This is a genomic window from Pseudomonas sp. Ant30-3, from assembly GCF_000690905.1.
Lineage (GTDB): Bacteria > Pseudomonadota > Gammaproteobacteria > Pseudomonadales > Pseudomonadaceae > Aquipseudomonas.
The window spans coordinates 1-24,500 of sequence record NZ_JMCL01000075.1 but is presented as its reverse complement, the minus strand read 5'-3'; the positions used below and the strand labels follow the sequence as shown (position 1 = coordinate 24,500).

The following is a 24,500-nucleotide window of genomic DNA, read 5'->3' as shown; positions in this document are numbered from 1 at the left end:
TCGCATCAAAATGCGGTATTCGAATTCGCGTCGCTGAGGAGTGGGCTTCCATGATCGAAGACTTTTGGAAGGATAAGTACCCTGCCGGGATTGCTGCCGAGATCAATCCGGACGAGTATCCGAATATTCAGGCAGTGTTGAAGCAGTCCTGCCAACGCTTCGCCGACAAGCCGGCATTCAGTAACCTGGGCAAGACAATCACCTACGGTGAATTGTACGAATTGTCCGGTGCATTTGCCGCGTACCTGCAACAGCATACCGACTTGCAGCCAGGCGATCGAATCGCCGTGCAATTGCCCAACGTTCTGCAGTACCCGGTCGCCGTGTTCGGGGCGATTCGCGCAGGGCTGATCGTGGTCAACACCAACCCGCTGTACACCACGCGGGAAATGGAACACCAATTCAACGACTCCGGCGCGAAAGCGCTGGTGTGCCTGGCGAACATGGCGCACCTGGCCCAGACCGTCGTGCCGAAAACCGGCGTCAAGCACGTGATTGTCACCGAAGTGGCTGACTTGCTGCCGCCGCTCAAGCGTCTGCTGATCAACAGCGTCATTAAATACGTGAAGAAAATGGTCCCGGCTTATCACTTGCCGAAGGCGATCAAGTTCAACGATGTGTTGAGCAAGGGTCATGGCCAGCCAGTGACCGAAGCCAATCCAGCCAGCAGCGACGTGGCCGTGTTGCAATACACCGGTGGCACCACCGGCGTGGCCAAGGGCGCAATGCTGACCCATCGCAACCTTGTGGCGAACATGCTGCAGTGCAAGGCACTGATGGGCTCCAATCTGAATGAAGGCTGCGAGATCCTGATCACGCCGCTGCCGCTTTACCACATCTATGCCTTCACCTTTCATTGCATGGCGATGATGCTGATCGGTAACCATAACGTCCTGATCAGCAACCCGCGCGACCTGTCGGCAATGGTCAAGGAGTTGTCGAAGTGGAAGTTCAGCGGCTTTGTCGGCCTCAACACGCTGTTTGTGGCCCTGTGCAATAACGAAGCGTTCCGCAAGCTCGACTTCTCGGCGCTGAAAGTCACGCTGTCCGGCGGCATGGCCCTGCAACTGGCCGCCGCCGAGCGCTGGAAAGCGGTCACCGGCTGCGCCATCTGCGAAGGCTACGGCATGACGGAAACCAGCCCGGTTGCGACGGTCAATCCGATTCAGCATATTCAGATCGGCACCATTGGTATTCCGGTACCTTCAACGCTGTGCAAAATCATTGACGATGCCGGTGTGGAATTGCCCTTGGGCGAGATCGGCGAATTGTGCGTCAAAGGTCCGCAGGTCATGAAAGGTTACTGGCAGCGTCAGGACGCCACTGATGAAATGCTCGATAGCGAAGGCTGGCTGAAAACCGGCGATATCGCGGTGATCCAGCCTGACGGTTACATGCGCATCGTCGATCGCAAGAAAGACATGATTCTGGTGTCGGGCTTCAACGTTTACCCGAACGAACTGGAAGACGTGCTGGCGACCCTGCCGGGTGTGTTGCAGTGCGCAGCCATTGGTGTGCCGGACGAGAAGTCGGGCGAGGCGATCAAGATTTTCATCGTGGCCAAACCGGGCGTCACCCTGACCAAAGAACAGGTGATGGAGCACATGCGCGCCAACGTCACCGGGTACAAAGTGCCTCGTTCGGTGGAATTCCGCGATGCGCTGCCGACCACGAACGTCGGCAAGATTCTGCGTCGCGAGTTGCGTGATGAAGAGTTGAAGAAGATCAAGGCGAAGACCGCCGCCTAAACAAAAAAACCCGCCGATGCGGGGTTTTTTGTGGGCTGTGAAATAAGCGGGCTTCTGTGGCAAGGGGCTTCTGTGGTGACGGAGCTTCTGTGGCGAGGGTGCTTCTGGGGCCAGGGGCTTCTGTGGCGAGGGGGTTTACCTGTGGCGAGGGGGTTTACCCCCGTTGGGCTGCGCAGCAGCCCCCTAACCATCACCCGCAACCCAATTCCCCAGGAATATCGTGATCGCCATCTTACGAGGGTACTTCTGTGGTGGCGGAGCTTCTGTGGCCAGGGGCTTCTGTGGCGAGGGGGTTTACCCCCGTTGGGCTGCGCAGCAGCCCCCTAACCATCACCCGCAACCCAATTCCCCAGGAATATCGTGATCGCCATCTTACGAGGGTACTTCTGTGGTGACGGAGCTTCTGTGGCAAGTGGCTTCTGTGGCGAGGGGGTTTACCCCCGTTGGGCTGCGCAGCAGCCCCCTAACCATCACCCGCAACCCGATTCCCCAAGAATATCGTGATCGCCATCTTACGACTGCTGCGCAGCCGAACGGGGCGGTGCGACGTTTCGCTAAACCCCCTCACCACAAGTAAACCCCCTGGCCACAGATGGATCCCTGGTCACAAATGATTCACCGTGCGGCAAGCAAACTTCTCACAACAGTCCATCACTCAGAATCTGCCTTACAACCGAAACTGCGCGAAATTGACGTTGGTGCCCGCCGGACGCATGTCCTGCAGATACGAATCCTTGTCGGCGCTCAATTCCAGGCTCAACGCGGCTTTGCGCTTGCCCTCATTACGCACGACCAGCCCTTCAAGCTTCTCGCGCAGGAACACCGTTGGCACTTTCAAGTGCAGCAGTTCGTCTGTGTCCGGGGTGTGCATCAGCAGGTGAATCCATTCGTACTGACCAATCGCCAGACGCGCTACCGGGATGTCGAACCACCAAATGTTGCGGTTGCGGTTCAATTCGGTGAAATGGCAGTTGTTGACGCCAAGCACAGCACCGCCAAGTTCCTGATTTCTGCGGGCAATGGCCTGCGGTTTATCGAGTTTCATAGCATTCCTACGGGATTGGATCTTCAGCACCAGTGGCCTGAATACGTTGCACATTCTCGGGGGTTGCCGGGCAAACATAAAGCCTAACCTGCGCTCTCTGATGAAAAGCGCGCGAAAAAAATGAAACTCCCTGCAAATCCCTCCGGTCAATTCTTGTGTAACCACTTACCTCGTTCAATTTGTCACAGGAGAAACACCATGAGCAGCACTGGCGATAAAGTAAAAGGCATGGCTAACGAAGCAGTCGGCAACGTCAAGCAAGGCGTCGGCAAAGCCACTGGTAACGATAAGGTACGCGCTGAAGGGGTTGTGCAGGAAAAGAAAGGCGAAGCTCAGCAAGCTGTGGGCGACGCCAAAGACGCCGTCAAGAAAGGCGTCGACAAAGCGTAACATTGGCTTTGTGCGCAACCGAAACGGCCATCCGCGGATGGCCGTTTTCGTGTCAGCCTGAATAGTATCAACACGCTAACTGTTTCAAAGTCGCCACTTAGGCTACTTTGATGTAAAAACGGCCCCTGAGTCGCCACGACTTCAACTAATTTGCGGCGAAAGGAGACGCTCATGATTTTCCCTGACATGAAGGGTATGCCCATCCATCGTGTGATGGTGCGCACCGTCAAAGAGTTTATTGACGACGAGATGTCGACCTACGCGTCGGCGTTGGCGTATCAAATGCTGTTCTCGTTGTTCCCCTTCATTCTGTTTCTGATCGCGCTGATCGGTTTCCTGCACCTGCCGGATTTTTTCTCGTGGTTGCGTCTGCAATCTGAGCTGGTGCTGCCGCCCCAGGCACTGGAGCAGGTCAACCCGGTAATTGACCAGCTGCAGCAGTCCAAGGGCGGTCTGTTGTCGGTCGGTATTGTCATCGCCCTGTGGACCGCTTCCGCCGGTGTCCGATTGATGATGAGCGCGATGAACGCCGCCTACGATGTGGTTGAAGGCCGGCCAGCGTGGAAGCTCATCCCGCTGTCGATCGTCTACACCGTGGGCATTGCGGGCATGATGCTGATTGCCGCTGCGTTAATGGTGCTCGGCCCGCAAGTGATGGGCTGGATCGCGTCGCAAGTCGGCATGGAGGAATTCATCGTTACCTTGTGGACCATCGCACGCTGGCCGGTCGTGGTAATTCTGTTGATGGTTGCCGTGGCGCTGATTTATTACGTGATGCCGGACGTCAAACAGGATTTCCGCTTCATTACGCCAGGTTCGGTATTGGCCGTGGTGGTCTGGATCATGGCATCGCTGGGCTTCGGTTATTACGTCAAGGAATTCGCCAATTACAACGCCATGTACGGCAGTATCGGTGCGATCATCGTGCTCTTGCTGTATTTCTATATTTCTTCTGCCGTGTTGTTGCTCGGGGCAGAAATGAATGCGGTAATCGAACACATGTCGTCCGAAGGCAAGGACCCGGGCGAGAAGGTCCCCGGAGAAGGCCCGGACCCGGAAACCAAACAACATGTCTCGGGACTGGGTCGGGATCACTCGATCAAGCCGGACACTGACGAAGTCACCAAATGATCCGTGAAATCCTGAAAATGGGCGATGAACGCTTGCTGCGTATCGCCTCGCCAGTCCCCGTGGAAATGTTCGACAGCCCGGAGCTCTGGGAACTAATCGATGACATGTTCCAGACCATGGAAAGCGTCGGCGGCGTTGGCCTTGCGGCGCCGCAGATCGGCGTCGATCTGCAGCTGGTCATCTTTGGCTTCGAGCACAGCGATCGCTATCCCGAAGCCGAAGCAGTGCCGCAAACCATTCTGATCAATCCGCTGATCACGCCGTTGAGCGCGGCGGTCGAGGAGGGGTTTGAGGGCTGCTTGTCGGTGCCGGGCCTACGTGGCGCGGTGGATCGCTATCAACAGATCCGCTATGAAGGTTTCGACCCGAAGGGTGAGCCAATCGAGCGTATTGCCGAAGGGTTTCATGCGCGCGTGGTGCAGCACGAATGCGATCATTTGATCGGTCGGTTGTACCCCTCCAGGATTACCGATTTCAGCAAGTTCGGGTTTACCGAGGTAATGTTTCCCGAGCTTGATCCAAACGCCGACGAGTGACCCTATCCAGCGGGCAACAATGCGGGAGCGCGCTTGCTCTCTCCCGCATTGTTGTCGTTGCATCAAACTCGCGCCGCCAGCCCCATCGCAATCATCGGCTTGCTGCGCGTATAGCGGCTCAGCCGTTCGACCATCGCAAACGGCATTGGCGGATCGAAAGAAAACCCGCAGCGCTCATAAAATCCGCGCAAATCAGGATGGCAGAACAACCATACCGGTTCTTCGACATTGGCAACTGCTTGCCCGATCAGCGCCGCCGCGATGCCCAGCCCACGGCACGCCGGGTCAATGAACAACCCCGTCAGCCAATGCCCGCCCGAGACGGGTCGCAAACACAACGCGCCGACAATCTCCTCGCGCCTGGCCACCCAGAGCCGAGCTTCGCGCACGGCTTTCATCGGCGATTGGTGGGCACGGTAAAACTTGTTCATCAACGGCCATAGCGGCTCGGCGAGCAAGGTGTACTGAGTCTCGGGCATGGTTTGATCTGTGGCTGCGCAAAGCGGGCGATTATAAAAGAACGCTTGCGCATGGATAGGTGTATACCTGAACTCACATCCCGTATGAGTGGAGTACGTATCATGGCCAAAGGCATGGATTCAAAAAAAGCGGCAAAGAAAAAACCGGCAAAAACGGCCGACGAGAAACGCGCGGACAAGAAGGCCAAGAAGGTGGACGTGTTCGGCCATTGATCCAGCGTTAATGGAGCCCTGTTCTCGGGCTCCAGTTTTATCTCCCCGCATGACCCCCGACAGCGCTTGTATGCCCTCGCCAATTTCCGGCCAACCATGGCCCGCTTTTCGTGCCACCTGAAATTTCATGATGCTGAAACGTTTTTGTCCTCAGTGGTGGCCTAATAGTGGCCTTGATTCTCGTTTTCTCCGGTCTATGCTGTCGTTACTAACAGGTCGGTCAGAATGTGATGCCCGACTTTAGAGTGCGCGAGCAGCGCACCTGTTAAAACGGAGCGGTCCGGTAAAGGGAGTTATTTATGAATTCATCAGGGTTGGCCCGGTCCCGGGCTATCAAGAGAAGGATGTCTTGATACGAGCGTTGCGCCATGGACACTCCGATTAAACATCATTGATCACCTGACATGCCCTCCCGTGGAGGGGTGCGTGTGCCTGTTTCAAAGAACGTGGATCCGTTGAAAGACCAAAGAACTTTCATCAATTCAAAAAAACGCGCTCAGGGTGATTACGACCATGTTCAACTTACATCACAAGGCTGATCTGCTGGAGATCGAACGCTTAAAGTGCGCGCTGGCCGAAGCCAACGCGAAGCTGGCGGCTGTCAGCCGTTCGATGGCGATGATTGAATTCACGCCTAAAGGCATCGTGCTCGATGCCAACGAAAACTTTTGTGCCGCCATGGGCTACAGCGCCGAGGAGGTGCGCGGCAAACACCACCGGATATTTTGCGAAGAAGCGTTCCATCGCAGCGACGCGTACGCCAAACTCTGGCGTGACCTGGCGCGTGGCGAGCCAATCAGCGGTACGTTTTTACGGCTGGACAAAAGCGGCCGGGAAATCTGGCTTGAAGCCAGCTACATGCCGGTATTGGGTCCCGACCGGCAGGTTCGCAGTGTGATCAAGGTGGCCACGGATATTTCCGCGAGAGTCTGCAAGGAACACGAAGAAGAAAGCATGCTGGCGGCTATTGGCCGGTCGATGGCGGTCATCGAATTCACTCCGGATGGTCATGTGATCACGGCCAACGACAACTTTCTGAAGACCACTCAGTACTCGCTCAACGAAGTAGCCGGTCAGCACCACAGCCTGTTTTGCCATCGCGCTGAAGCCGAATCTTCAGGGTACAAGGCGTTTTGGGCTTCGCTGAATCGTGGCGAATACCACTCGCGCCGTTTCGAACGCAGAGACAAGCACGGTCGGGCGATTTATCTGGAAGCTTCCTACAACCCGTTGTTCGACGCCAAAGGGCGTCTATACAAAGTGGTGAAGTTTGCCAGTGACATCACCGAACAAGTCTCCTCCTTGCAATCCGCTGCCGAGTCGGCTCATAGCACCTCTGTGCAAAACGACGCCTGTGCGCAGAAGGGCTCGCAGGTAGTGCAGCAAACGGTGCAAATCATTCAGGACATTTCGAAGGATTTAAATGAGGCGGCCCAGAGCATTGATGCGGTTAGCCAACAGTCAGACATCATCGGCACCATCGTCCAGACCATTCGTGGGATTGCCGATCAAACCAACTTGCTCGCGCTCAATGCCGCGATCGAAGCTGCGCGCGCCGGTGAGCATGGACGAGGGTTTGCTGTGGTGGCCGATGAGGTTCGCAGCCTTGCGGCGCGTACCAGTCAGGCGACCCTGGAGATTGTCGATGTGGTGCGAAAAAACCACGATTTGTCGTTGAGCGCGGTGTCGAGCATGCAGTCAAGTCTGAGTCGCACCGGCCTTGGCGTGGAGTTGGCGAACGAGGCGGGCGAAGTGATTCTGGAAATCCAGCAAGGCTCTCGGCATGTGGTGGACGCGATCAGCCAGTTCAATTCCACCCTGCAGCTGAATTGACCCGGCCAAACGCCGAGCCCTCGTAGCAGCTGGCGAAACCTGCGTCCGGCTGCGCAGCAGTCGTGGGCGTCAATGCTGAGCAGAGAAACCGCGCTGGCCGATTTACGACTGCTGCGCAGCCGGACGCAGGCTTCGCCAGCTGCTACAGGGGGCGCCGGTAATGAGAGTTTCGCCAACAGGGCACTGCTGTCTCCAGCCGCTGCTGCTGACCACCACCCATCATGGCAAACCGTTGCAGCCATGTTTGAGAAAGCCGGGACGTTGCGCCAGGCGCTGGAAATATTCGTCAATGGCCGAAAACTCCGGACGGTCCATCGGCGTCATCAGCCAACGGTTGACCGACAGCCCGATGACGACATCTGCCAACGTGAACCGCGGACCGGCCACATAAGCTCCGGTCGCCGCGAGCTGTTTTTCGAGTATGGCCATTTTCTGATTCCAGTTGCGCAGGCCGCTGGCGATGCGGTGTGGGTCCTGACATTCCGGGTCTTTGCGCACCAGCGCTGTGAACGCATAGCCCCACGAACGGTTGAGTTCGGCGCTCTGCCAGTCCATCCACTGTTCCACCCGGGCGCGCGCCGCCGGTTCGTGGGGGAGCAATTCAGCGTTGCGGTGTTTGCCGACCAGATAGCGGCAGATGGTGTTGGATTCCCACAGTACGCCGGCGTCGTCGATAATCACCGGCACCTGGGCGTTGGGGTTCAGTTTGAGAAATTCCGGGCTGTGCGTCGAGGCAAAGCCACTGCCCCAGTCCTCGCGTTCGTAGGAAACGCCGAGCTCTTCGCAGGTCCACAGGACTTTTCTGACGTTGATCGACGACGCTTTACCAAGAATTTTCAATGCATGTTCCATGGAGCTACTCCTTTAGCGATTAAACGCTTCGGGAATCTGACAGGCTGTCGGCCCGCGTGCAACTCAAGCAGGGTCGGGCAGTGCGGAGGCCGGCAAACCAAACGTACGGTCAAACAACCAGTTGAACGCAAACGTGTAGCAGGGGATGAAGATGATTAGCGCGAGGTCCAGCAGAAAAGCTTGCACCAGGCTGATGTTCATCCACCAAGCGATCAGCGGAATCAGAAACACTATCAAGGTTAGTTGAAAACCTACGGCATGAGCGATGCGCCGTTTGACGGTGCGAGTGCGCGACGGCTGGCGGCTTTCCCAGCGCTCGAACAACGTCGTGTATATAAAATTCCAGGTGACGGCGATGGTGGTAATGATCACCGCCAGGGGCCCGGTGCTGCCCGGCGACGTGCCGGACAGCAGCGCCAGGCCGAGGGCAGAGAAAGTCATGCCAATCACTTCGTAGAGCGATACATAAACGAGTTTGCGTTTGACGCCTTGCATTGAAAATTGCCTCTGTTTTGCGATTCCATGCCAGCAGTACTGGCTAAGTGGGTGCAAGATAGCTTCAATAGGAGTGACAGGAAAAGTCAGAAGCTTTCAACTAAATTGACAGGAAGGGCATGAATTTCAACAGCGACAGCATCGAGTTGTTTCTCGCCGTGATTGAGCGTGGTTCGTTTTCTGCGGCGGCCCGTGCCTTGGGCAAGGTGCCGTCGGCGGTGAGCATGGGCATCGCCAACCTGGAGGCAGAACTCGGCTATCCCTTGTTCGATCGAAGCCACCGCGAGCCAGTGCCCACGGCGATGGCGAGCGCACTGGTGCCGCACGCACGGCTTATTTCAGGGCAGCTCAAACAGCTGCAAGTGCATGCGATCGAATTGTCATTGGGCCTCGAGAGCACGCTGTCGATTGGCGTGGTCGCCGACATCGACAGAGTTCGATTGATGGCCGCGATCAAGGTGGTTGCGCAGCGTTATCCGCTGCTCGATATTGAAGTGCTGACGGCGCCGCAAGATGACGTGCTGGCCATGCTGCATGATGGGCGCGTCAGCGTGTGCCTGGCGTTCGCGGGGTTGCGCGTGAATGTGCTGGAGCGCTTTCAGTTTGTCGGCACGGAACGGTTCATCGCTACGCTGGCGGCGGACCATCCGTTGTTGCAGGGGCAGGATCTGTTTCTGGAAGATTTGGTGCATGTGCGCCAGATCATCGTCGCCAGCCGTGATTTGCCGATCAGTGAAACCCGTCCCGTGCTGGCCGAGTCTTGTTGGCGCACCGATACGCTGGCAACGGCGCTGGAGATGGTCGAAGCAGGTTTGGGCTGGGGGAATTTTCCGCTGTCGGTGGTACAACCGTTGCTCGACGCAGGAAGGCTCAAGTCCTTGAGTTTTCGCAACGTCGAGAACGGGTTGGTGTTGCCGGTGCACGCGGTGTGGCTCAAGAGTCAGCCTCTGCAGAAAGGCGCGTCGGCGCTTGTGGAGTTGATGGGGTGAACTGATTGTCTCTGCTCTCTGCGTGGGAACGATCAACAGGCGGAGGATCTATGTACTTTCGCGAATCTTCAACTCAAACCCCAGGTCCTGCACCGGCCGCGCCACGGTGTTGCCGGCCATCAGCGTCAACATCTGCTCCGCCGCACGCCGGCCGATGGCCTCGCGTGGCGTGTTGATGCTGCTCAGGCGCGGGACCATGTGCGCTGAAGCCGGCAAATCATTGAAACCGAGAATCGACACCTGCTCAGGGATCCTGATGCCGCAACGCATCGCTTCCAGTAGAGCGCCCTGGGCCAGGTCATCGTTACCGAAGAAAATCGCATCGACGTCCGGATGGCTTGCCATCAACTGCAGAAACAGCTCGCCGCCAAGGCCGACGGAGGAGGCGCGCGGGGTCAGCACTTCCAGGTCCGGGTCATACCGCCCGGCCTTCTGCAGTGCCTTGCGAAAACCTTCGCCGCGCAGCAGGGTGCGTTGATCAAGCTGCGCACCGATATAGGCCAGGCGCTTGCGACCGCGCGAGAGCAAATGCTCGGCCGCCGTTTCACCCGCCGCCAGTTGCGAAAAGCCCACGCAATTGAGCCCCGCGGCGCTGTCGAGCTCCATCATGTAGACACAGGGAATGTTGCTCGCCTCGATCATTCGCCGCGAACTTTCCGTGCGGTCAAAGCCGGTGAGCAGCAAACCGCGTGGCTGATAGGCCATGTAATTGCGCAGCAGGTTTTCTTCTTCATCACGGGAATAGTGGAAGTTGCCGATCAGCACTTCAAATCCCTTGGGGCGCAAAACCTGATGAATGGCTTCCAGTGTGTCGATGAACAGCAAGTTGGACAACGACGGCACCAAAACCACCACCGAATGGCTCTGCGCCGAGGCCAGCGCGCGTGCGGCAGGGTTGACTACATAGTTGAGATCGAGCGCCGCTTTCTGCACTTTTTCCACCAGTTCGGTGGCAACCGTACTGACGCCGCGCAAGGCGCGGGACGCGGTGATGGGGCTGACGCCGGCCAGGCGGGCTACTTCGTTAAGGGTAGGGCGGCCGGTGGTGCGAGTATTTTTATCGTTTTTAGGAGTGGTCATCGGGCGGCTTGCCAAACAAAATTCAAGGCACTAAGGTAGCGCTGTCCCGAAGCAGCTGCAAATGCGTGAGCGAGTTTTGCCTGAACCTCGCTTTTTGGCATTGGGAACAAACGTGCTGCAACCCACAAAAAAATCACAAGAAGGCGTCGGCAACTTCTGCTTTTGCTTATGTTCTATAGCTTGAACTTGCAAAGGTAGCGCTGTCTGCGCGCTGAGGTGTTACATGAATCATCCCATCACCGCCCTGGTCATCATGGGCGTTGCCGGTTGCGGCAAGACATGCGTCAGCGAGGCCTTGTGCCAGCTCAGCGGCGCCACTGCCATTGAAGGCGATACGTTTCACCCTGCCGCCAATATCGAAAAGATGAGCGCCGGCATTCCCCTGAACGACGACGACCGTGCCGGCTGGCTCGACAGCCTGTGCGATGAACTGCGCCGCGTTGATTCACAAGGTGCGCGTCCGGTGCTGACCTGTTCGGCGCTCAAACTGATTTATCGCGAACGCCTGCGCAGCGCCTTGCCGGGCCTGGGCTTCATTTTCCTCGAACTGACGCCTGAAGTCGCCGCAGACCGTGTCTCCCACCGGCCGGGCCATTTCATGCCGTCGACCTTGATCGACAGTCAGTTCGCCACGCTGGAATCGCCAGTCGGCGAGCCGCTGACGCTGGCGCTTGATGCGTCCAACCACAGCGTTGATGAGCTGGCCATTCAGGCTCACCGCTGGTGGCAGGAAAATGGTCTGCGTGCGGTATGAGATTTGCTGCGAAAGATAGCGCTGTCCAGATGCCCTGCGAAGCTTTCCCTATGACCTGCGAATTAGCCGCTTTAATAACAACAACAACCAGGAGACACCCCTAATGTTCGGCATGTCCCACGAGACGTTCCTGCTGCTCGATGCAGTGGTCACGGTGATCGGACTCATCGTCCTGATTACCAAGTTCAAGTTTCACCCCTTCATTGCCCTGATCATCGCCGCCGCTTTTCTCGGGCTCACCTCCGGCATGCCGATCGGCACCGTTATCAAGGCGTTCCAGGACGGCTTCGGTGGGGTGCTCGGCTTTGTCGGGATCATCCTTGCGCTGGGCACCATGCTCGGCAAAATGATGGCTGAGTCGGGTGGCGCGGACCAGATTGCGCAGACGCTGATTCGCGCGTTCGGCAAGGACAAAGTGCAGTGGGCGATGATGTTCGCGGCCTTCCTGGTCGGCATTCCGCTGTTCTTCGAAATCGGCTTCGTGCTGCTGATCCCGCTGGTGTTCATCGTCGCCCGGCGTACCGGCGTGTCGATCATCAAGATCGGTATTCCGTTGCTCGCCGGTCTGTCTGCCGTGCACGGTCTGGTGCCTCCGCACCCGGGCCCGTTGCTGGCCATCGGCGTGTTCGGTGCCGACATCGGCAAAACCATTTTGTACGGCCTGATCGTCGCGCTGCCGACGGCCATCATTGCCGGCCCGATCTACGGCACGTTCATCGCCAAATACATCCCCGGTCATCCTAACCAGGAACTGGTAGATCAATTGGCGCGTGAATCCGATTCGGCCGATCTGCCGAGCTTCAGCATTACCCTGATCACCGTGTTACTGCCGGTGTTCCTGATGCTGCTCAAGACCTTTGCCGATGTGGTGCTGCCTGAAGGCAACGTCGCGCGTTCCTTCATGGACCTGGTCGGTCACCCGATCTCGGCGCTGTTGCTGGCGTTGCTGCTGTCGCTGTACACCTTCGGCCACAAGCAGGGCATGGGCTCGAACAAGATTCTGAAGTTGCTCGACGCCAGCCTCGCGCCGACCGCCGCGATCATTCTGATCATCGGTGCCGGTGGTGGCTTCAAGCAGATGCTGGTCACCAGCGGCGTGGGCGACGTGATCGGCCACATGGCGGTGAACGCACAGATTTCGCCAATTCTGCTGGCGTGGCTGGTGGCAGCGGTGATCCGTATCGCAACCGGTTCGGCCACTGTGGCAACCATTACTGGCGCGGGCATCGTGGTGCCGGTGGTGGGGATGATTCCGGGCGTCAACCGTGAGTTGCTGGTGTTGGCGACCGGTGCCGGTTCGCTGATCCTGTCGCACGTGAACGACGCCGGTTTCTGGCTGGTGAAGCAGTACTTCAACATGACTGTTGCAGAGACGTTTAAGACCTGGACGGCGATGGAAACCATCCTGTCCATCGTGGCACTGGGCTTTATTCTGCTGTTGTCGATGTTCGTATAAGTAACACCGCAACGCTTTTGTAGGAGCCGGCTTGCCGGCGATGCAGACGACTCGGTTTAACTGCTGACCAAGTCGATGCAATCGCCAGCAAGCCGGCTCCTACAGGTTCGGGCTCATGTGTTGGATTTACTGACTACCCCATCCGCCCGAAACATCCCGCGAATGCCGCGCACCGCCTGGCGAATCCGGTCCTGGTTTTCGATCAGCGCAAAGCGCACATGATCGTCTCCATACTCACCAAATCCCACGCCTGGCGACACGCAAACCTTGGCTTCAGCCAACAGCTTTTTGGCGAACTCCAGCGAACCCATGTGCGCATACGCCTCGGGAATTTTTGCCCAGACGTACATCGAGGCTTTCGGGTTTTCGACCATCCAGCCCAGTTCGTGCAAACCTTTGACCAGCACGTTGCGTCGTTGCCGATACTGCTCGGCAATGTCCTTGACGCATTGCTGATCGCCTTCCAGTGCGGCAATCGCCGCGACTTGCAGCGGAGTGAACGTGCCGTAGTCGTGGTAGCTCTTGATCCGCGCCAGCGCGTTGACCAGCTCCGGATTGCCGACCATGAAACCGATGCGCCAACCCGCCATGTTGTAGCTCTTGGACAGGGTGAAGAACTCTACCGCGATGTCCTTCGCGCCCGGCACCTGCATGATCGACGGGGCTTTCCAGCCGTCGTAAACGATGTCGGCATAGGCCAGGTCATGCACCACCAGCACGTCATATTGCTTGGCGAGGGCGATCACCCGCTCGAAGAAATCCAGCTCTACACACTGAGCGGTCGGATTGGAGGGGAAGCCGAGAATCATCATTTTCGGTTTCGGGATAGACCCGCGAATCGCACGCTCGAGCTCGTCAAAGAAATCCACACCGGGAATCAGCGGCACCGAACGGACCTGGGCGCCGGCAATCACGGCACCGTAGATGTGGATCGGATAACTGGGGTTCGGCACCAGCACGGTGTCGCCCTGATCGAGCGTCGCCAGCATCAAATGCGCCAGGCCTTCCTTGGAACCGATGGTGACAATGGCTTCGTTTTCCGGGTCGATGTCGACCTCGTAACGCTGCTTGTACCAATTGGAAATCGCCCGACGCAGGCGCGGAATGCCTTTGGACGTGGAGTAACCGTGAGTGTCTTCGCGTTGTGCAACCGTCACCAGTTTTTCGACAATGTGCGGCGGCGTAGGGCCGTCGGGGTTGCCCATGCTGAGGTCGATGATGTCTTCGCCACGACGTCGCGCGGCCATCTTCAGTTCGGCGGTGATGTTGAAAACGTAAGGAGGGAGTCGATCTATGCGCGCAAAGCGGCGCGGCGAACCTTGTTCGGCCATTGTTGCCTCGGATAACGTAAGCGCCCGGAACCGTCCGAGCGACGCTGGCCACTGCGGTGGCCTGTGGCGGAATGTAAGGGCAGCTGTGGCAGACTGTCCAGCCTCTATGTAAACAAATTTGTCCGAAGGATGGGCGTTGATGGAATTTACCAGTGGCTTCTTGCTGAGCCTTTCGTTGTGCCTGGACATTGGCGTCGCCAATATCGCGATGATCACCTTGGCGATGCAGCGGGGCTATTTCCAGGGTTTCGCGCTGGGCCTGGGAACCTGCGTCGGCGACTTGATCTACGCCGTGCTGGCGCTGGCCGGCATGACCGTGTTGCTGCAATACGAGACCGTACGCTGGGTACTATGGATCGGCGGTTCGGCGTTGCTGATGTACTTTGCCGCGAAGATGATCTATTCGGCCATTCATCATGAAGCGGTACTGGCGCAGAGTGCTGAAGTCGGGCACAACTCGCACAGTAAAGAGTTTATTCGCGGGATCTTTCTGGCGATGTCTTCGCCCAGCGCGATTCTCTGGTTTGCAGCGGTTGGCGGCACTCTGATCGCGCGCTCCGGTGCGGCAGGGCCTGTCAGCTCGGCGTTATTTCTCAGCGGGTTTTTTTCTGCCGGTTTGCTCTGGAGTGCAGGACTCTGCTTTGCCGCAAGCCATGGCGGCAAATTGCTTGGGGACAAATTGCTGCGTTATTCGTACATGGCATCTGCTGCGATCTTCTGCTATTTCGCGGTGTACGTGATCCTTTCCGGCTACAACGAGTTTATTGGTTCAGGTGCCGCCGAGCAGTTGCATGGCCCGTAGCTGGGCGAATCGGGTTTGCCTTCTATACTCCCAGCCAAACCCCATTTTTTTGATTGAGGACTCGCGTCATGGATGAGCAAAAACCGACAGAGCCGCGCTTCGAAAAAGGCCCCTTCATGCTGATCGCGGGCTACGGTGGGCGTTTTACCGCAGAGACCACCCGGGATATTCCCGAACTGTGGGAGAAACTCATTCCAGAGATCGACAGCATTCCCGGGCATAAAAACGAAGTAACCTACGGCATTTGCTGCAATCCGGATGGCCAGGGCAGTTTTGAATACATCGCTGGCGTTGAAATCGACAAGCTCGACGATCTGCCGGAAAAATTCCGCTGGGTCGAAGTGCAACCCCAACAGTACGCGGTGTTTGAGCACAAAGGTTCGTTGAAAACCCTCCCCGAGACGTTCCAGTACATCTGGAAAACCTGGCTGCCGCACTCTGGCCGAGAGGCCGCCGACGCGCCGGAATTCGAGCGTTACAGCGAGGATTTCAATCCAAAGCTCAACACCGGCGTGCTGGAGATCTGGTTGCCGCTCAAGGCCGACAAGCCTTAGTAATTCCCACCGAGGCTGATCACAATGCCGTAGCTATACGGACCGTTCTTCATTGTTCGAGTGATCCGCGAGGTGCACTGCAGCGGCTTTTTGCCGATGGATTTGATGTTGTGTTCGCGCAGAGGAATGGTGGGTGGGTCAAAGGACAATGCCGAGTATTCCTTTCTGACCCACAACTTCGTGGAGAACTCAAAAGCGTAATTGTCGCTTTCAAAAATGAAGCTGTGTTTTGCCTGGGTGGAAACCCTGCCTCTGGCAAAGTACGGGATGTCTTCGCGAGGCACGAATAGCCAGTAATCCCATGGTTCAACTGGATAGTCTTTTGCCTCTGCTACATTGCCGGAACTTGCCGAGGAAAGTACAAACTTCTCCGACGTTCCATTGTAAATATAGATCATGACGTGGCTGTGTGAACTGGCACGTTGAACGTTGTTCCAGACGCCAGGCTCTTCTTCTTTCGCGTCTTTCAGCGTTTCCCGGAATTCGCTCTCAGGTGATGCGTGGGCCTCCGCCTGTTCTTCGTAGCTGGATATAGGTCGGCCGCTTTCATGATGATTTTCAGAAGACCCCAAGTAGGAAGTGTCATCAATGTCGTAGTTATTCATATCAATTCCCTTTGATTGTTTGCGGTGTTGGTTGTTGTTTGTGCTGCCGGCTGAGTATCTATTTGACAATTGTTGATGAATAGCGAATGTATTTTGCTGGATGTGAAAGTTTACCGGGCCAGCACCCCTGAATAAAAAAACCCCGAATCTTCCGATGCGGGGTTTTTTGTTATTTCGGTGAAATTACATCACCGGATAATCAATGTAACCGACCGGGCCTTTTGCATAAAACAATTCAGGCCGCGGCTCGTTCAGCGGAGCATCGGCCTTCAGACGAGCAGGCAGGTCCGGGTTGGCAATAAATGGCACACCGAAAGCCACTGCATCGGCTTTGCCGCTGGACAGCCAGGCATTGGCGCTGTCCTTGGTGAAACGTTCGTTGGCGATGTAGGGGCCGCCGAAGGCTTCCTTCAGTTGTGGACCGAGGCTGTCGGCGCCTTCTTTCTCACGCGAGCAGATGAAGGCGATGCCGCGTTTGCCCAGTTCACGTGCGACGTAGGTGAAGGTTTCGGCCAGGTTGTCGTCGCCCATGTCGTGGGAATCGGCGCGCGGTGCAAGGTGCACACCCACACGGCCAGCGCCCCAGACATCGATCGCTGCGTCAGTCACTTCCAGCAGCAGGCGCGCACGGTTCTCCAGAGAGCCGCCGTATTGGTCAGTACGCTGGTTGGTGCTGCTTTGCAGGAACTGGTCGAGCAGGTAACCGTTGGCGCCGTGGATTTCCACGCCGTCAAAACCGGCCGCCTTGGCGTTCTCGGCACCGGTGCGGTAAGCGTCGACGATGTCGGCGATTTCAGCGGTTTCCAGCGCACGTGGCGTCGGGTAGTCGGCCAGTGGACGAACCAGGCTGACGTGACCTTTTGGCTGGATGGCGCTCGGCGCGACCGGCGCTTCGCCGTTCAGGTACGAGTCGTGGGAGATGCGGCCGACGTGCCACAACTGCAGGAAAATCTTGCCGCCCGCGCCGTGGATCGCTTTGGTCACGTTGGCCCAGCCGCGCACCTGGTCGTTGGACCATATGCCCGGGGTGTCCGGGTAGCCGACGCCCATCGGCGTAACCGAGGTGGCTTCGCTGAGGATCAGGCCGGCGGAGGCGCGCTGCACGTAGTATTCGGCCATCAGCGCGTTCGGCACACGGCCTTCGTCGGCGCGGCAGCGGGTCAGTGGGGCCATGATGATGCGGTTGGCCAGTTCGACGTCGCCGAGTTTGATAGGGTCAAAAATAGTCGTCATGAAAGGTCTCTCTTTTGAAGATCAGTGAGTCGCAGTGGCCAGTTCGGGCGTGCCGCCCTGGCGGAAAGTAATCAGCGTTACGAGCAAGGCGAGCACTGCCAGGGCAGCTGCCGCGAGTGGCACGCTGGTCAGGCCGAAACCGTGGGCGATGACGCTGCCGCCAACCCAGGCACCGAGAGCGTTGCCGACGTTGAACGCGCCGATGTTCAGCGTTGAAACCAGGTTCGGCGCCGCCTTGCCGTAGGTCACGACGTTGATTTGCAGTGCAGGCACCGCAGCGAACGACGCGGTGGCCCAGAGGAACAGGGTGATCTCGGTCGGGATCAGCGCGACGCTGGTCCAGGTCAGTGCGGTGGAGACCACGGCCATCGAGATGAAGACGCCGATCAACGTCGCCGACAGGCGTTTATCCGCCAGTTTGCCGCCGATGATGTTGCCGACGGTCAAGCCCAGGCCGATCAGCAGCAGAGTCCAGGTCACGCCGCTTGGCGAAACACCGGTGACATCGCCGAGCAGCGGGGCGACGTAGGTGAACAGGGTGAACATCGAGGCCGAGAACAGCGCCGTCATGCTCAATGACAGCCAGATACCGGCGCCTTTGAGGGCGCGCAGTTCGGCGCGCATGTCGAGTTTTTCTTCATCGCGTTTGGCCGGCAGGAAACGGATCAGGCCGATCAGTGCGATCACACCGATGACGGTCACGGCCCAGAAGGTCGAGCGCCAGCCCGCTTGCTGACCGAGCGCGGTGCCGAGTGGCACACCGAGGACGTTGGCCAGGGTCAGGCCGGTGAACATCAATGCCACCGCAGACGCGCGTTTGTTGGCCGGGACCAGACCTGCCGCCACCACCGAGCCGATGCCGAAGAAGGCGCCGTGGCACAGGGCAGTCACTACCCGGGCAAACATCAGCACGTTGTAGTCACTGGCCACTGCGCAGAGCAGGTTGCCGATGATGAAGATCACCATCAACGCTACCAAAGCGGCCTTGCGCGGCAGTTTGGCGGTGGCCAGTGCCATGAACGGGGCACCGATGGCCACGCCCAGTGCATAACCGGTCACCAGCCAGCCGGCGCCGGGAATCGACACACCGAGATCGGCGGCCACTTCGGGCAACAGGCCCATGATGACGAACTCGGTGGTGCCGATGGCAAAAGCGCTCAAGGCCAGAATGAGTAGCGAGAGGGGCATTGGTTAATTCCTTGTCGGAGCGCTGAGCTCCTTGACGATGGCGTCGAGGGCCGCCTGAATCACGTCCTCGTTGCGTCTGAAAAAGTGCCATTGACCGGCTTTCTGGCTGCTGATCAGTCCCGCCCGTTGCAGGGTTGCCAAATGCGCAGACACGGTCGACTGCGAGAGACCGCAGCGTTGATCGATCTGTCCGGCGCAGATGCCGTACTCATGGTTGTGGAGCTGCTCGGGAAACTGGGTCTTGGGGTCTTTCAGCCAGATGAGGATGTCTCGGCGTACTGGGTGTGCCAGCGCTTTTATTATTTCGTCGAGGTCGATGGTCATGGGTTTGGGCTCGTGATGAGTAAAACGCTATATCGCGATGAGACGAACTTTAAATCGTTACTTCGCGATACACCAATATGATTTTGCTCTGACGACCGCATAAATCGGTATATCGGGTTATAACGATGCATGTGTAGCAGTGCTAAGCTGCGCAGCATGAATTATCTCGCACATCTTCACCTTGGTGGTCAGCGCCCCGGTCAATGGCTCGGCAGCCTGTATGGCGATTTCGTCAAGGGACGGCTGCAAGGGCAGTTCGACCCGGAGATCGAAGCGGCCATCCAGTTGCATCGCAGCATCGACGTATTCACCGACCGCCACCCGTTGGTGGACATCGCCCTGGCTCGCTTCTCCGTCACTCGAAGGCGTTATGCCGGGATTGTGCTCGACGTGTTTTTCGACCATTGCCTGGCGCGGGATTGGGCGACCTACGCCGATCAGCCGTTGCAGCAATTCACCTCGGACGTGTACCGGGTGCTGTCCGCCGAGCCGCAGTTGCCAGAGCGCCTAGCGAAGATCGCGCCGCACATGGTGGCCAACGACTGGCTGGGTTCATATCGCGAGTTCGAGGTGCTGGAGCAGGTGCTGCGAGGGATTTCCCGGCGATTGACTCGGCCGGAGGAGTTGGCGGGGGCGATGCAGGAATTGCGGGTGTTGTATGAACCATTAAGCGAGGATTTCCGGTTGTTCTATCCGCATGTGCAGGCTTTTGCGCGAAACTATCCAGCGACCTAGATTCCCTGTAGGAGCGAGCCTGCTCGCGATAACGGTGTGTCGTCCAAAGAATGTGTCGACTGTCAGTCCGTCATCGCGAGCAGGCTCGCTCCCACAGGAAATACATGTTTAGGCAGCAATCGCGGGCCGCATCGGCACGTGCTGCTTCTCCGGAATCGCCCCAAACAATGCTCTCTGCACCGCCTGCTGCGCTTCAAACGCCAGCGCCGCACGTTCCCGGCCTTCGCAGGCAATCGGCTTGAGCAAGTGAATCTCCACTTCGCCGCGATCATTGGCGAACAGTCGCATCAGGTGCGAGAGCAGATCATCTTCACCAATGAACGGCGCCAGCGAATCGATCTGGCCATCGCGCAGATAACGAATCGCCACCGGCTGCAACGGCACTTCGGAATCAATCGCCGCTGAAAGCAGACGGCCATGGAAGGTGCGCAACGAACGGCCATCGGTGGTGGTGCCTTCCGGGAACATCAGCAGCGGATGCTCCTGCTGCAGATGGCGGGTCATCTGCTTGCGAATCAATTGGCTGTCGCCCGCGCCACGACGAATGAACAGGCTGCCAGCCTTGGCCGCCAACCAGCCCGCCACCGGCCAGGTGCGCACTTCGGCTTTGGACAGAAACGACATCGGCGTGAGCATGCCGAGCAACGGGATGTCGGTCCACGACACATGATTGCTGACCCAGAGCATCGGCGCTTTCGGCAATTCGCCGTGCACGGTCATGCGAAAGGGCAGGGCATTGGCCAGCCGCGCCATGAAAAACCGCGACCAGCGCTGCCGGCGCACCATCGAATGGGCGAAGCCGAAGCGCTCGAACAGGCCGAACACACTGGCCATGCTCAACCCCAGCGACACCACCACCAGCACTCGCGCAATCCGCGCGTACACCCGGAGGCGGCTCATCACATGGCCGCCTTGAAGTGGCGAGCGTAACGCGGGCAGAGTTCGTCGCGTTTGAGCAGGATGAACACGTCGGCCACCTGGAAGTCTTCGTCCCAGCACGGCTCGCCGCAGATCTTCGCGCCGAGGCGCATATAGGCCTTGAGCAATGGCGGCATTTCGGCGATGACGTTGGAAGGGATGTCCAGCACCGGCAGCGGCTTTTTCGGTTCTGCACGCAGGTGTTCGGTGCACAAGTAACGTTCGCGCAGCCGCTGCATGATGGCGTGCGCCTGAATGCCGCCGTCCTGCATCGGAATGCTCGCGCAACCCATCAGATAGCTGTAGCCGCCCTGATTGAGGACTTCGGCCAGTTCGCCCCAGAGCACGGCGATGGTGCCACCGTTGCGGTAGGCCGGGTCGACGCAAGTGCGACCGATTTCCAGGATCGGGCCCTGCAGATGGACCAGGCCATGCAGGCTGAATTCTTCTTCGCTGTAAAACTTGCCGAGGCTGCTAGCCGCGGTGTGATCGAGCAAGCGCGTAGTTGCCACAAGACGCCCGGTGTTTAAATCACGCACGCCAATGTGGGCGCAGTGAACATCATAGTCATCCATGTCCAGACCCAGCTCTGCGCCTTTCAGTTTGGCGTTGAATTCGCCGCTGAACACGTTGAAGCGCAAAGCCTGGGCTTCCTGCAAGGCCTGGGCGCCCACCAGGCGTTCGGCTTGCAGACGGCGTTCATTGCCGGTGTCGCTGATGCGGGCGATCTGAGTCATTGCGTCTCTCCGTGCGGGTTGCTCACCCGTCTTGGTTAACAGCCGATCGACTTTCTTTATGCAGCCGTGTTGTGCAAAGTCAGGCTATGTAGCCCCGGTGTCATCGCCATGAAGCTTTGGTGATGCTTATATGACAGCCCACGAGGAGCCTCTAATGCCTTGGCAAACCCTGTTGAATCGCCGCGATCGCCTGCCCGCCGAGCCGAACCTGGGCGACGGTTTTGCGACGCTGTTGCAGCACCTCGGCACGGTGACGCCGTTCGAGCTGGCAGTGTTGGGCGGACGCCTGATGGCCACGCCGGGGCTGGCATTTCTGGTGGGGTATCAGGCGGCGTTGCGCATGCTCTGGCCGAGCGCGCCACTGAGCCTTGGCGCGTTGTGTGCGACCGAGCAGCGCAGCTTGCGCGCGGCGGACATGCAAACGCGTTTAAGTGGACTGCGTCTCAGCGGGCGCAAGGATTTTGTCACCGCCGGCGATGCCGCCGACTGGCTGCTGGTCGCCGCTCGCAGCGAGGCCCCGGGAGAGGTCGCGCGTTTGAGCCTGGCCGTGGTGTATCCCGACGAACCAGGCGTGCAGGTGGAGAAACTGCCGCCGATCCCGCTGATGCCGGACATTAGCCACGGTCGCCTGATTTTGGAAAATGCCCATTGCGAACTGCTGGCCGGGGATGGATGGGATGCCTACGTCAAACCGTTTCGCACCCTCGAAGACGTCTATGTACTGAGCGCAATGACGGCGTGGCTGCATGGCGTCGGACAGGATTGCGACTGGTCGCAGACGTTGCAGTTGCGCTTGCTGGCGCTGCTGGCCGGGTGCGCGGAAGTGAGCCGGCAAGCGCCGAACAATCCGGCGGGGCACGTGTTACTGGGCGGACTGTTTGCGCAATTCGACGGGATCAATGCCGACGTCGGGCAGGCCATGGCCGATGGCCCGCAGGAATGGGCAGCGATGTGGCAGCGCGATCAGGCGGTGATCGATCTGGCCTCAGCTGCCAGAGGGAAGCGGCTGGCGAAGGCACTGGCTGGCACCTCAAGGCATTGACGGCCGCCATCGCTGGCAAGCCAGCTCCTACAGATGTTCTATCGTGCACGCTTACTCTGTAGGAGCTGGCTTGCCAGCGATGGGGCCCGCAGCTCCTACAGATGTTCTATCGTGCACGCTTACTCTGTAGGAGCTGGCTTGCCAGCGATGGGCCCGCAGCTCCTACAGATGTTCTATCGTGCACGCTTACTCTGTAGGAGCTGGCTTGCCAGCGATAGGGCCCGCAGCTCCTACAGATGTTCTATCGTGCACGCTTACTCTGTAGGAGCTGGCTTGCCAGCGATAGGCCCGCAGCTCCTACAGATGTTCTATCGTGCACGCTTACTCTGTAGGAGCTGGCTTGCCAGCGATAGGGCCCGCACCGACGCCGCAAATCCTATTACTGTCATCAACCTCGACTACTCTCATGCGGCCGATTCCCGCCGAGCACCGATCATGTTCAAAGGCTTGTCTCTGATTTGCATGCTGCTGACGAGCTTCGCGGCTCACGCAGAGCATTGGCCCGCTGAGCAATGGTCAACCGGCCCGGCCATTACCGGTCCCGACCTGCAAACCCTGGAAACCTACGCCTTCGCGCCCCGCGACGACGCTACCCGCCAAGGCATCCGCACCGACGCCTTGCTGGTGATCCGCGACGGTCAATTGATCTACGAACGCTATGCCGGTCCGACCCGCGCCGAAACGCCCCACCTGACCTGGTCCATCAGCAAAAGCCTGCTGGCAAGCCTTCTGGGTGTGGCCTATGGCGAAGGCCTGTTCAAACTCGACGACCCCGCGCAGAAATTTTATCCACCACTGGCCAAGCACCCGGCGATCAGCATGGCCGACCTGCTGCACTGGGCCTCGGGCCTGGACTGGCAGGAAGATTATGAATACGCCCCGCTGAAATCCTCGGTGGTGGCGATGCTCTACACCCGAGGCCGCGCGGACATGGCGGCGTTCACCGCCGACCACGCCGAGTACGCCAAGCCCGGTCAAGCCTTTCGCTATTCCAGCGGCGACAGCAACCTGTTGTCGGCCGCCTTGAAAAACATCGTCGGGCCTGCGCGTTATACGGACTATCCGTGGACCGCGCTGTTCGAGCCGTTGGGTATCCGCGACGCCGTGTGGGAAACCGACGCCACCGGCACGTTCGTTGGCTCGTCATACGCCTACCTGACCGCGCGGGATCTGGCGCGAATCGGTTTGTTGATGGCCCGCGACGGTCGTTGGCGGGATCGACAATTGCTGCCGCGAGACTGGGTGGCGTTCAATCGCGAGCCGTTCGCCGGCTATCAGGCCCATCAGGATGAAGCCGTTCCCGGCGGCCACTGGTGGCTCAATCGCTCGGCGGACGGTGGCGCAAAACCCTGGCCGGATGCTCCCGCCGACACCTTCGCTGCACTGGGCCATTGGGGCCAGGCGATGTACGTGATGCCCGGCGAACGGCTGATCATCGTGCGCTACGGCGATGATCGCGACGGCACCTATCAACACAATGAATTACTCAAACTCGCGCTGAAAGCCTTTGCGCAGCCGGTGCAGCCATGAACCGTTTCGTCCGGCGTCGACCGTTCAGCACGCTGGGGCTTATCCTGCTGATCGCCTTGCTCGGCTGGGTCTGGCATGAGCGCGTGGCGCTGTGGGCGTTTCCCGACATCATCAGCGCCTACACGGCGAAAGAGTATTGCTCGTGCCGCTACGTGATGAATAACGACGCCGAGTATTGCCACGCCTATGTCAAACAATGGCTGCCCACCAGCGGGTTTAGCGACGACTCTGCGAGCAAGCGCATCACTGTCAGCGGCATGGGCCGCAGCAACAGCGCGGTGTGGATTGATCAGCGCCAAGGCTGCCGACTGGATCCCTGATCGCCCCGAATAATCATTGCAAATGCGCTTTTGTGGCGAGGGGATTTATCCCCGCTGCGCTGCGAAGCAGGGCCAAAACCTGCAACGGTGTTTTATTTGGCTCATTGAGGTTGCTGAGTTTGCGACTCCTGCGCAGCCGAACGGGGATAAATCCCCTCGCCACAAAGGGCGGGTGTCAGT

General features: G+C 58.5%; 26 protein-coding genes and 1 pseudogene. 15 read left to right on the top strand and 12 right to left on the bottom strand.

The features are described from left to right. Positions 1–50 precede the first annotated feature (50 nt). On the top strand, positions 51–1,748 hold the full coding sequence (gene fadD1 / locus DU29_RS0118385) for a long-chain-fatty-acid--CoA ligase FadD1 (protein ID WP_028622994.1): 1,698 nt from the start codon (positions 51–53) through the stop codon (positions 1,746–1,748). 667 nt (positions 1,749–2,415) lie between these two features. Here the strand turns inward: fadD1 and DU29_RS0118380 are convergent. After that, positions 2,416–2,793 (bottom strand): hypothetical protein, encoded by a 378-nt coding sequence (locus DU29_RS0118380; RefSeq protein ID WP_028622993.1) that lies wholly within the window; start codon positions 2,791–2,793, stop codon positions 2,416–2,418. A 198-nt stretch (positions 2,794–2,991) separates the two neighbouring features. Between DU29_RS0118380 and DU29_RS0118375 the strand changes: the two genes are divergently transcribed. From DU29_RS0118375 to def, 3 genes are all read left to right on the top strand, one after another. Then, on the top strand, positions 2,992–3,183 hold the full coding sequence (locus DU29_RS0118375; RefSeq protein WP_028622992.1) for a CsbD family protein: 192 nt from the start codon (positions 2,992–2,994) through the stop codon (positions 3,181–3,183). Between the two features lie 171 nt (positions 3,184–3,354). Next, positions 3,355–4,314, top strand: a complete 960-nt coding sequence (locus DU29_RS0118370) for a YihY/virulence factor BrkB family protein (protein ID WP_028622991.1) — start codon at positions 3,355–3,357, stop codon at positions 4,312–4,314. Further along, a complete protein-coding gene (gene def / locus DU29_RS0118365) occupies positions 4,311–4,850 on the top strand; it encodes a peptide deformylase (protein ID WP_028622990.1) in 540 nt (179 codons plus the stop codon). The genes DU29_RS0118370 and def overlap by 4 nt, the downstream gene beginning before the upstream one ends. Positions 4,851–4,912: 62 nt before the next feature. Here def and DU29_RS0118360 read toward each other — a convergent pair whose 3' ends face one another. Beyond that, complete coding sequence (locus DU29_RS0118360) at positions 4,913–5,329, bottom strand: GNAT family N-acetyltransferase (RefSeq protein ID WP_028622989.1); 417 nt, start codon at positions 5,327–5,329, stop codon at positions 4,913–4,915. Positions 5,330–6,055: 726 nt separating this feature from the next. Here DU29_RS0118360 and DU29_RS1000000133795 point away from each other — a divergent pair. Both DU29_RS1000000133795 and DU29_RS1000000133790 read left to right on the top strand, forming a co-directional pair. Beyond that, a pseudogene (locus DU29_RS1000000133795) lies at positions 6,056–6,826 on the top strand (PAS domain-containing protein); the annotation flags it as partial. Then, positions 6,803–7,375 carry a methyl-accepting chemotaxis protein gene (locus tag DU29_RS1000000133790; RefSeq protein ID WP_442961316.1) on the top strand — a complete coding sequence of 191 codons (573 nt, stop codon included), beginning with the start codon at positions 6,803–6,805 and terminating at the stop codon, positions 7,373–7,375. The pseudogene DU29_RS1000000133795 and the gene DU29_RS1000000133790, both read left to right, overlap by 24 nt. 219 nt (positions 7,376–7,594) lie before the next feature. On the opposite strand, the gene DU29_RS0118345 is transcribed toward DU29_RS1000000133790, so the two are convergent. Next, on the bottom strand, positions 7,595–8,227 hold the full coding sequence (locus DU29_RS0118345) for a glutathione S-transferase family protein (protein WP_028622987.1): 633 nt from the start codon (positions 8,225–8,227) through the stop codon (positions 7,595–7,597). Positions 8,228–8,290: 63 nt separating this feature from the next. Next, positions 8,291–8,722, bottom strand: a complete 432-nt coding sequence (locus DU29_RS0118340; protein WP_028622986.1) for a PACE efflux transporter — start codon at positions 8,720–8,722, stop codon at positions 8,291–8,293. A 119-nt stretch (positions 8,723–8,841) separates the two neighbouring features. Here DU29_RS0118340 and DU29_RS0118335 point away from each other — a divergent pair, with 119 nt between their 5' ends. Further along, positions 8,842–9,711: a LysR family transcriptional regulator gene (locus tag DU29_RS0118335; RefSeq protein ID WP_028622985.1), complete on the top strand. Its 870-nt coding sequence runs from the start codon at positions 8,842–8,844 to the stop codon at positions 9,709–9,711. A 48-nt stretch (positions 9,712–9,759) separates the two neighbouring features. On the opposite strand, the gene DU29_RS0118330 is transcribed toward DU29_RS0118335, so the two are convergent. Beyond that, the gene (locus DU29_RS0118330) at positions 9,760–10,791 is read right to left on the bottom strand and encodes a LacI family DNA-binding transcriptional regulator (protein WP_028622984.1); all 1,032 of its coding nucleotides are present in this window, start codon (positions 10,789–10,791) and stop codon (positions 9,760–9,762) included. A gap of 223 nt (positions 10,792–11,014) precedes the next feature. Between DU29_RS0118330 and DU29_RS0118325 the strand changes: the two genes are divergently transcribed. Both DU29_RS0118325 and DU29_RS0118320 read left to right on the top strand, forming a co-directional pair. Then, positions 11,015–11,545 (top strand): gluconokinase, encoded by a 531-nt coding sequence (locus DU29_RS0118325; protein ID WP_028622983.1) that lies wholly within the window; start codon positions 11,015–11,017, stop codon positions 11,543–11,545. Between the two features lie 103 nt (positions 11,546–11,648). After that, a complete protein-coding gene (locus tag DU29_RS0118320) occupies positions 11,649–13,001 on the top strand; it encodes a GntP family permease (protein WP_028622982.1) in 1,353 nt (450 codons plus the stop codon). A 113-nt stretch (positions 13,002–13,114) separates the two neighbouring features. Here DU29_RS0118320 and alaC read toward each other — a convergent pair whose 3' ends face one another. Continuing rightward, positions 13,115–14,332 (bottom strand): alanine transaminase, encoded by a 1,218-nt coding sequence (alaC, locus tag DU29_RS0118315; RefSeq protein ID WP_028622981.1) that lies wholly within the window; start codon positions 14,330–14,332, stop codon positions 13,115–13,117. A gap of 139 nt (positions 14,333–14,471) precedes the next feature. Between alaC and DU29_RS0118310 the strand changes: the two genes are divergently transcribed. Together DU29_RS0118310 and DU29_RS0118305 are read left to right on the top strand one after the other, a co-directional pair. Next, positions 14,472–15,134, top strand: a complete 663-nt coding sequence (locus tag DU29_RS0118310) for a LysE family translocator (RefSeq protein ID WP_028622980.1) — start codon at positions 14,472–14,474, stop codon at positions 15,132–15,134. A 68-nt stretch (positions 15,135–15,202) separates the two neighbouring features. Beyond that, positions 15,203–15,688: a GyrI-like domain-containing protein gene (locus DU29_RS0118305; RefSeq protein ID WP_028622979.1), complete on the top strand. Its 486-nt coding sequence runs from the start codon at positions 15,203–15,205 to the stop codon at positions 15,686–15,688. On the opposite strand, the gene DU29_RS0118300 is transcribed toward DU29_RS0118305, so the two are convergent. From DU29_RS0118300 to DU29_RS0118285, 4 genes are all read right to left on the bottom strand, one after another. After that, a complete protein-coding gene (locus DU29_RS0118300; protein WP_028622978.1) occupies positions 15,685–16,293 on the bottom strand; it encodes a hypothetical protein in 609 nt (202 codons plus the stop codon). The genes DU29_RS0118305 and DU29_RS0118300 overlap by 4 nt on opposite strands. A 183-nt stretch (positions 16,294–16,476) precedes the next feature. Beyond that, entirely contained in the window at positions 16,477–17,526 is a 1,050-nt protein-coding gene (locus DU29_RS0118295) for an alkene reductase (protein WP_028622977.1), read from the bottom strand. Between the two features lie 21 nt (positions 17,527–17,547). Continuing rightward, positions 17,548–18,714, bottom strand: coding sequence for an MFS transporter (locus tag DU29_RS0118290; protein ID WP_028622976.1), 1,167 nt, complete (start codon positions 18,712–18,714; stop codon positions 17,548–17,550). Positions 18,715–18,717: 3 nt separating this feature from the next. Next, the gene (locus DU29_RS0118285; RefSeq protein ID WP_028622975.1) at positions 18,718–19,038 is read right to left on the bottom strand and encodes an ArsR/SmtB family transcription factor; all 321 of its coding nucleotides are present in this window, start codon (positions 19,036–19,038) and stop codon (positions 18,718–18,720) included. 156 nt (positions 19,039–19,194) lie between these two features. Between DU29_RS0118285 and DU29_RS0118280 the strand changes: the two genes are divergently transcribed. Then, entirely contained in the window at positions 19,195–19,773 is a 579-nt protein-coding gene (locus DU29_RS0118280; protein WP_028622974.1) for an acyl carrier protein phosphodiesterase, read from the top strand. A gap of 108 nt (positions 19,774–19,881) precedes the next feature. Here DU29_RS0118280 and DU29_RS0118275 read toward each other — a convergent pair whose 3' ends face one another. Both DU29_RS0118275 and olsB read right to left on the bottom strand, forming a co-directional pair. Beyond that, a complete protein-coding gene (locus tag DU29_RS0118275; RefSeq protein ID WP_028622973.1) occupies positions 19,882–20,673 on the bottom strand; it encodes a lysophospholipid acyltransferase family protein in 792 nt (263 codons plus the stop codon). After that, entirely contained in the window at positions 20,673–21,428 is a 756-nt protein-coding gene (gene olsB / locus DU29_RS0118270) for an L-ornithine N(alpha)-acyltransferase (protein ID WP_028622972.1), read from the bottom strand. Before olsB ends, DU29_RS0118275 begins: the two co-directional genes overlap by 1 nt. Positions 21,429–21,582: 154 nt before the next feature. On the opposite strand from olsB, the gene DU29_RS0118265 reads away from it, so the two are divergent. From DU29_RS0118265 to DU29_RS0118255, 3 genes are all read left to right on the top strand, one after another. Continuing rightward, complete coding sequence (locus DU29_RS0118265; protein WP_028622971.1) at positions 21,583–22,470, top strand: acyl-CoA dehydrogenase family protein; 888 nt, start codon at positions 21,583–21,585, stop codon at positions 22,468–22,470. A gap of 435 nt (positions 22,471–22,905) precedes the next feature. After that, on the top strand, positions 22,906–24,000 hold the full coding sequence (locus DU29_RS0118260) for a serine hydrolase domain-containing protein (protein WP_028622970.1): 1,095 nt from the start codon (positions 22,906–22,908) through the stop codon (positions 23,998–24,000). Then, positions 23,997–24,320, top strand: a complete 324-nt coding sequence (locus DU29_RS0118255; protein ID WP_028622969.1) for a hypothetical protein — start codon at positions 23,997–23,999, stop codon at positions 24,318–24,320. Before DU29_RS0118260 ends, DU29_RS0118255 begins: the two co-directional genes overlap by 4 nt. Positions 24,321–24,500 lie beyond the last annotated feature (180 nt).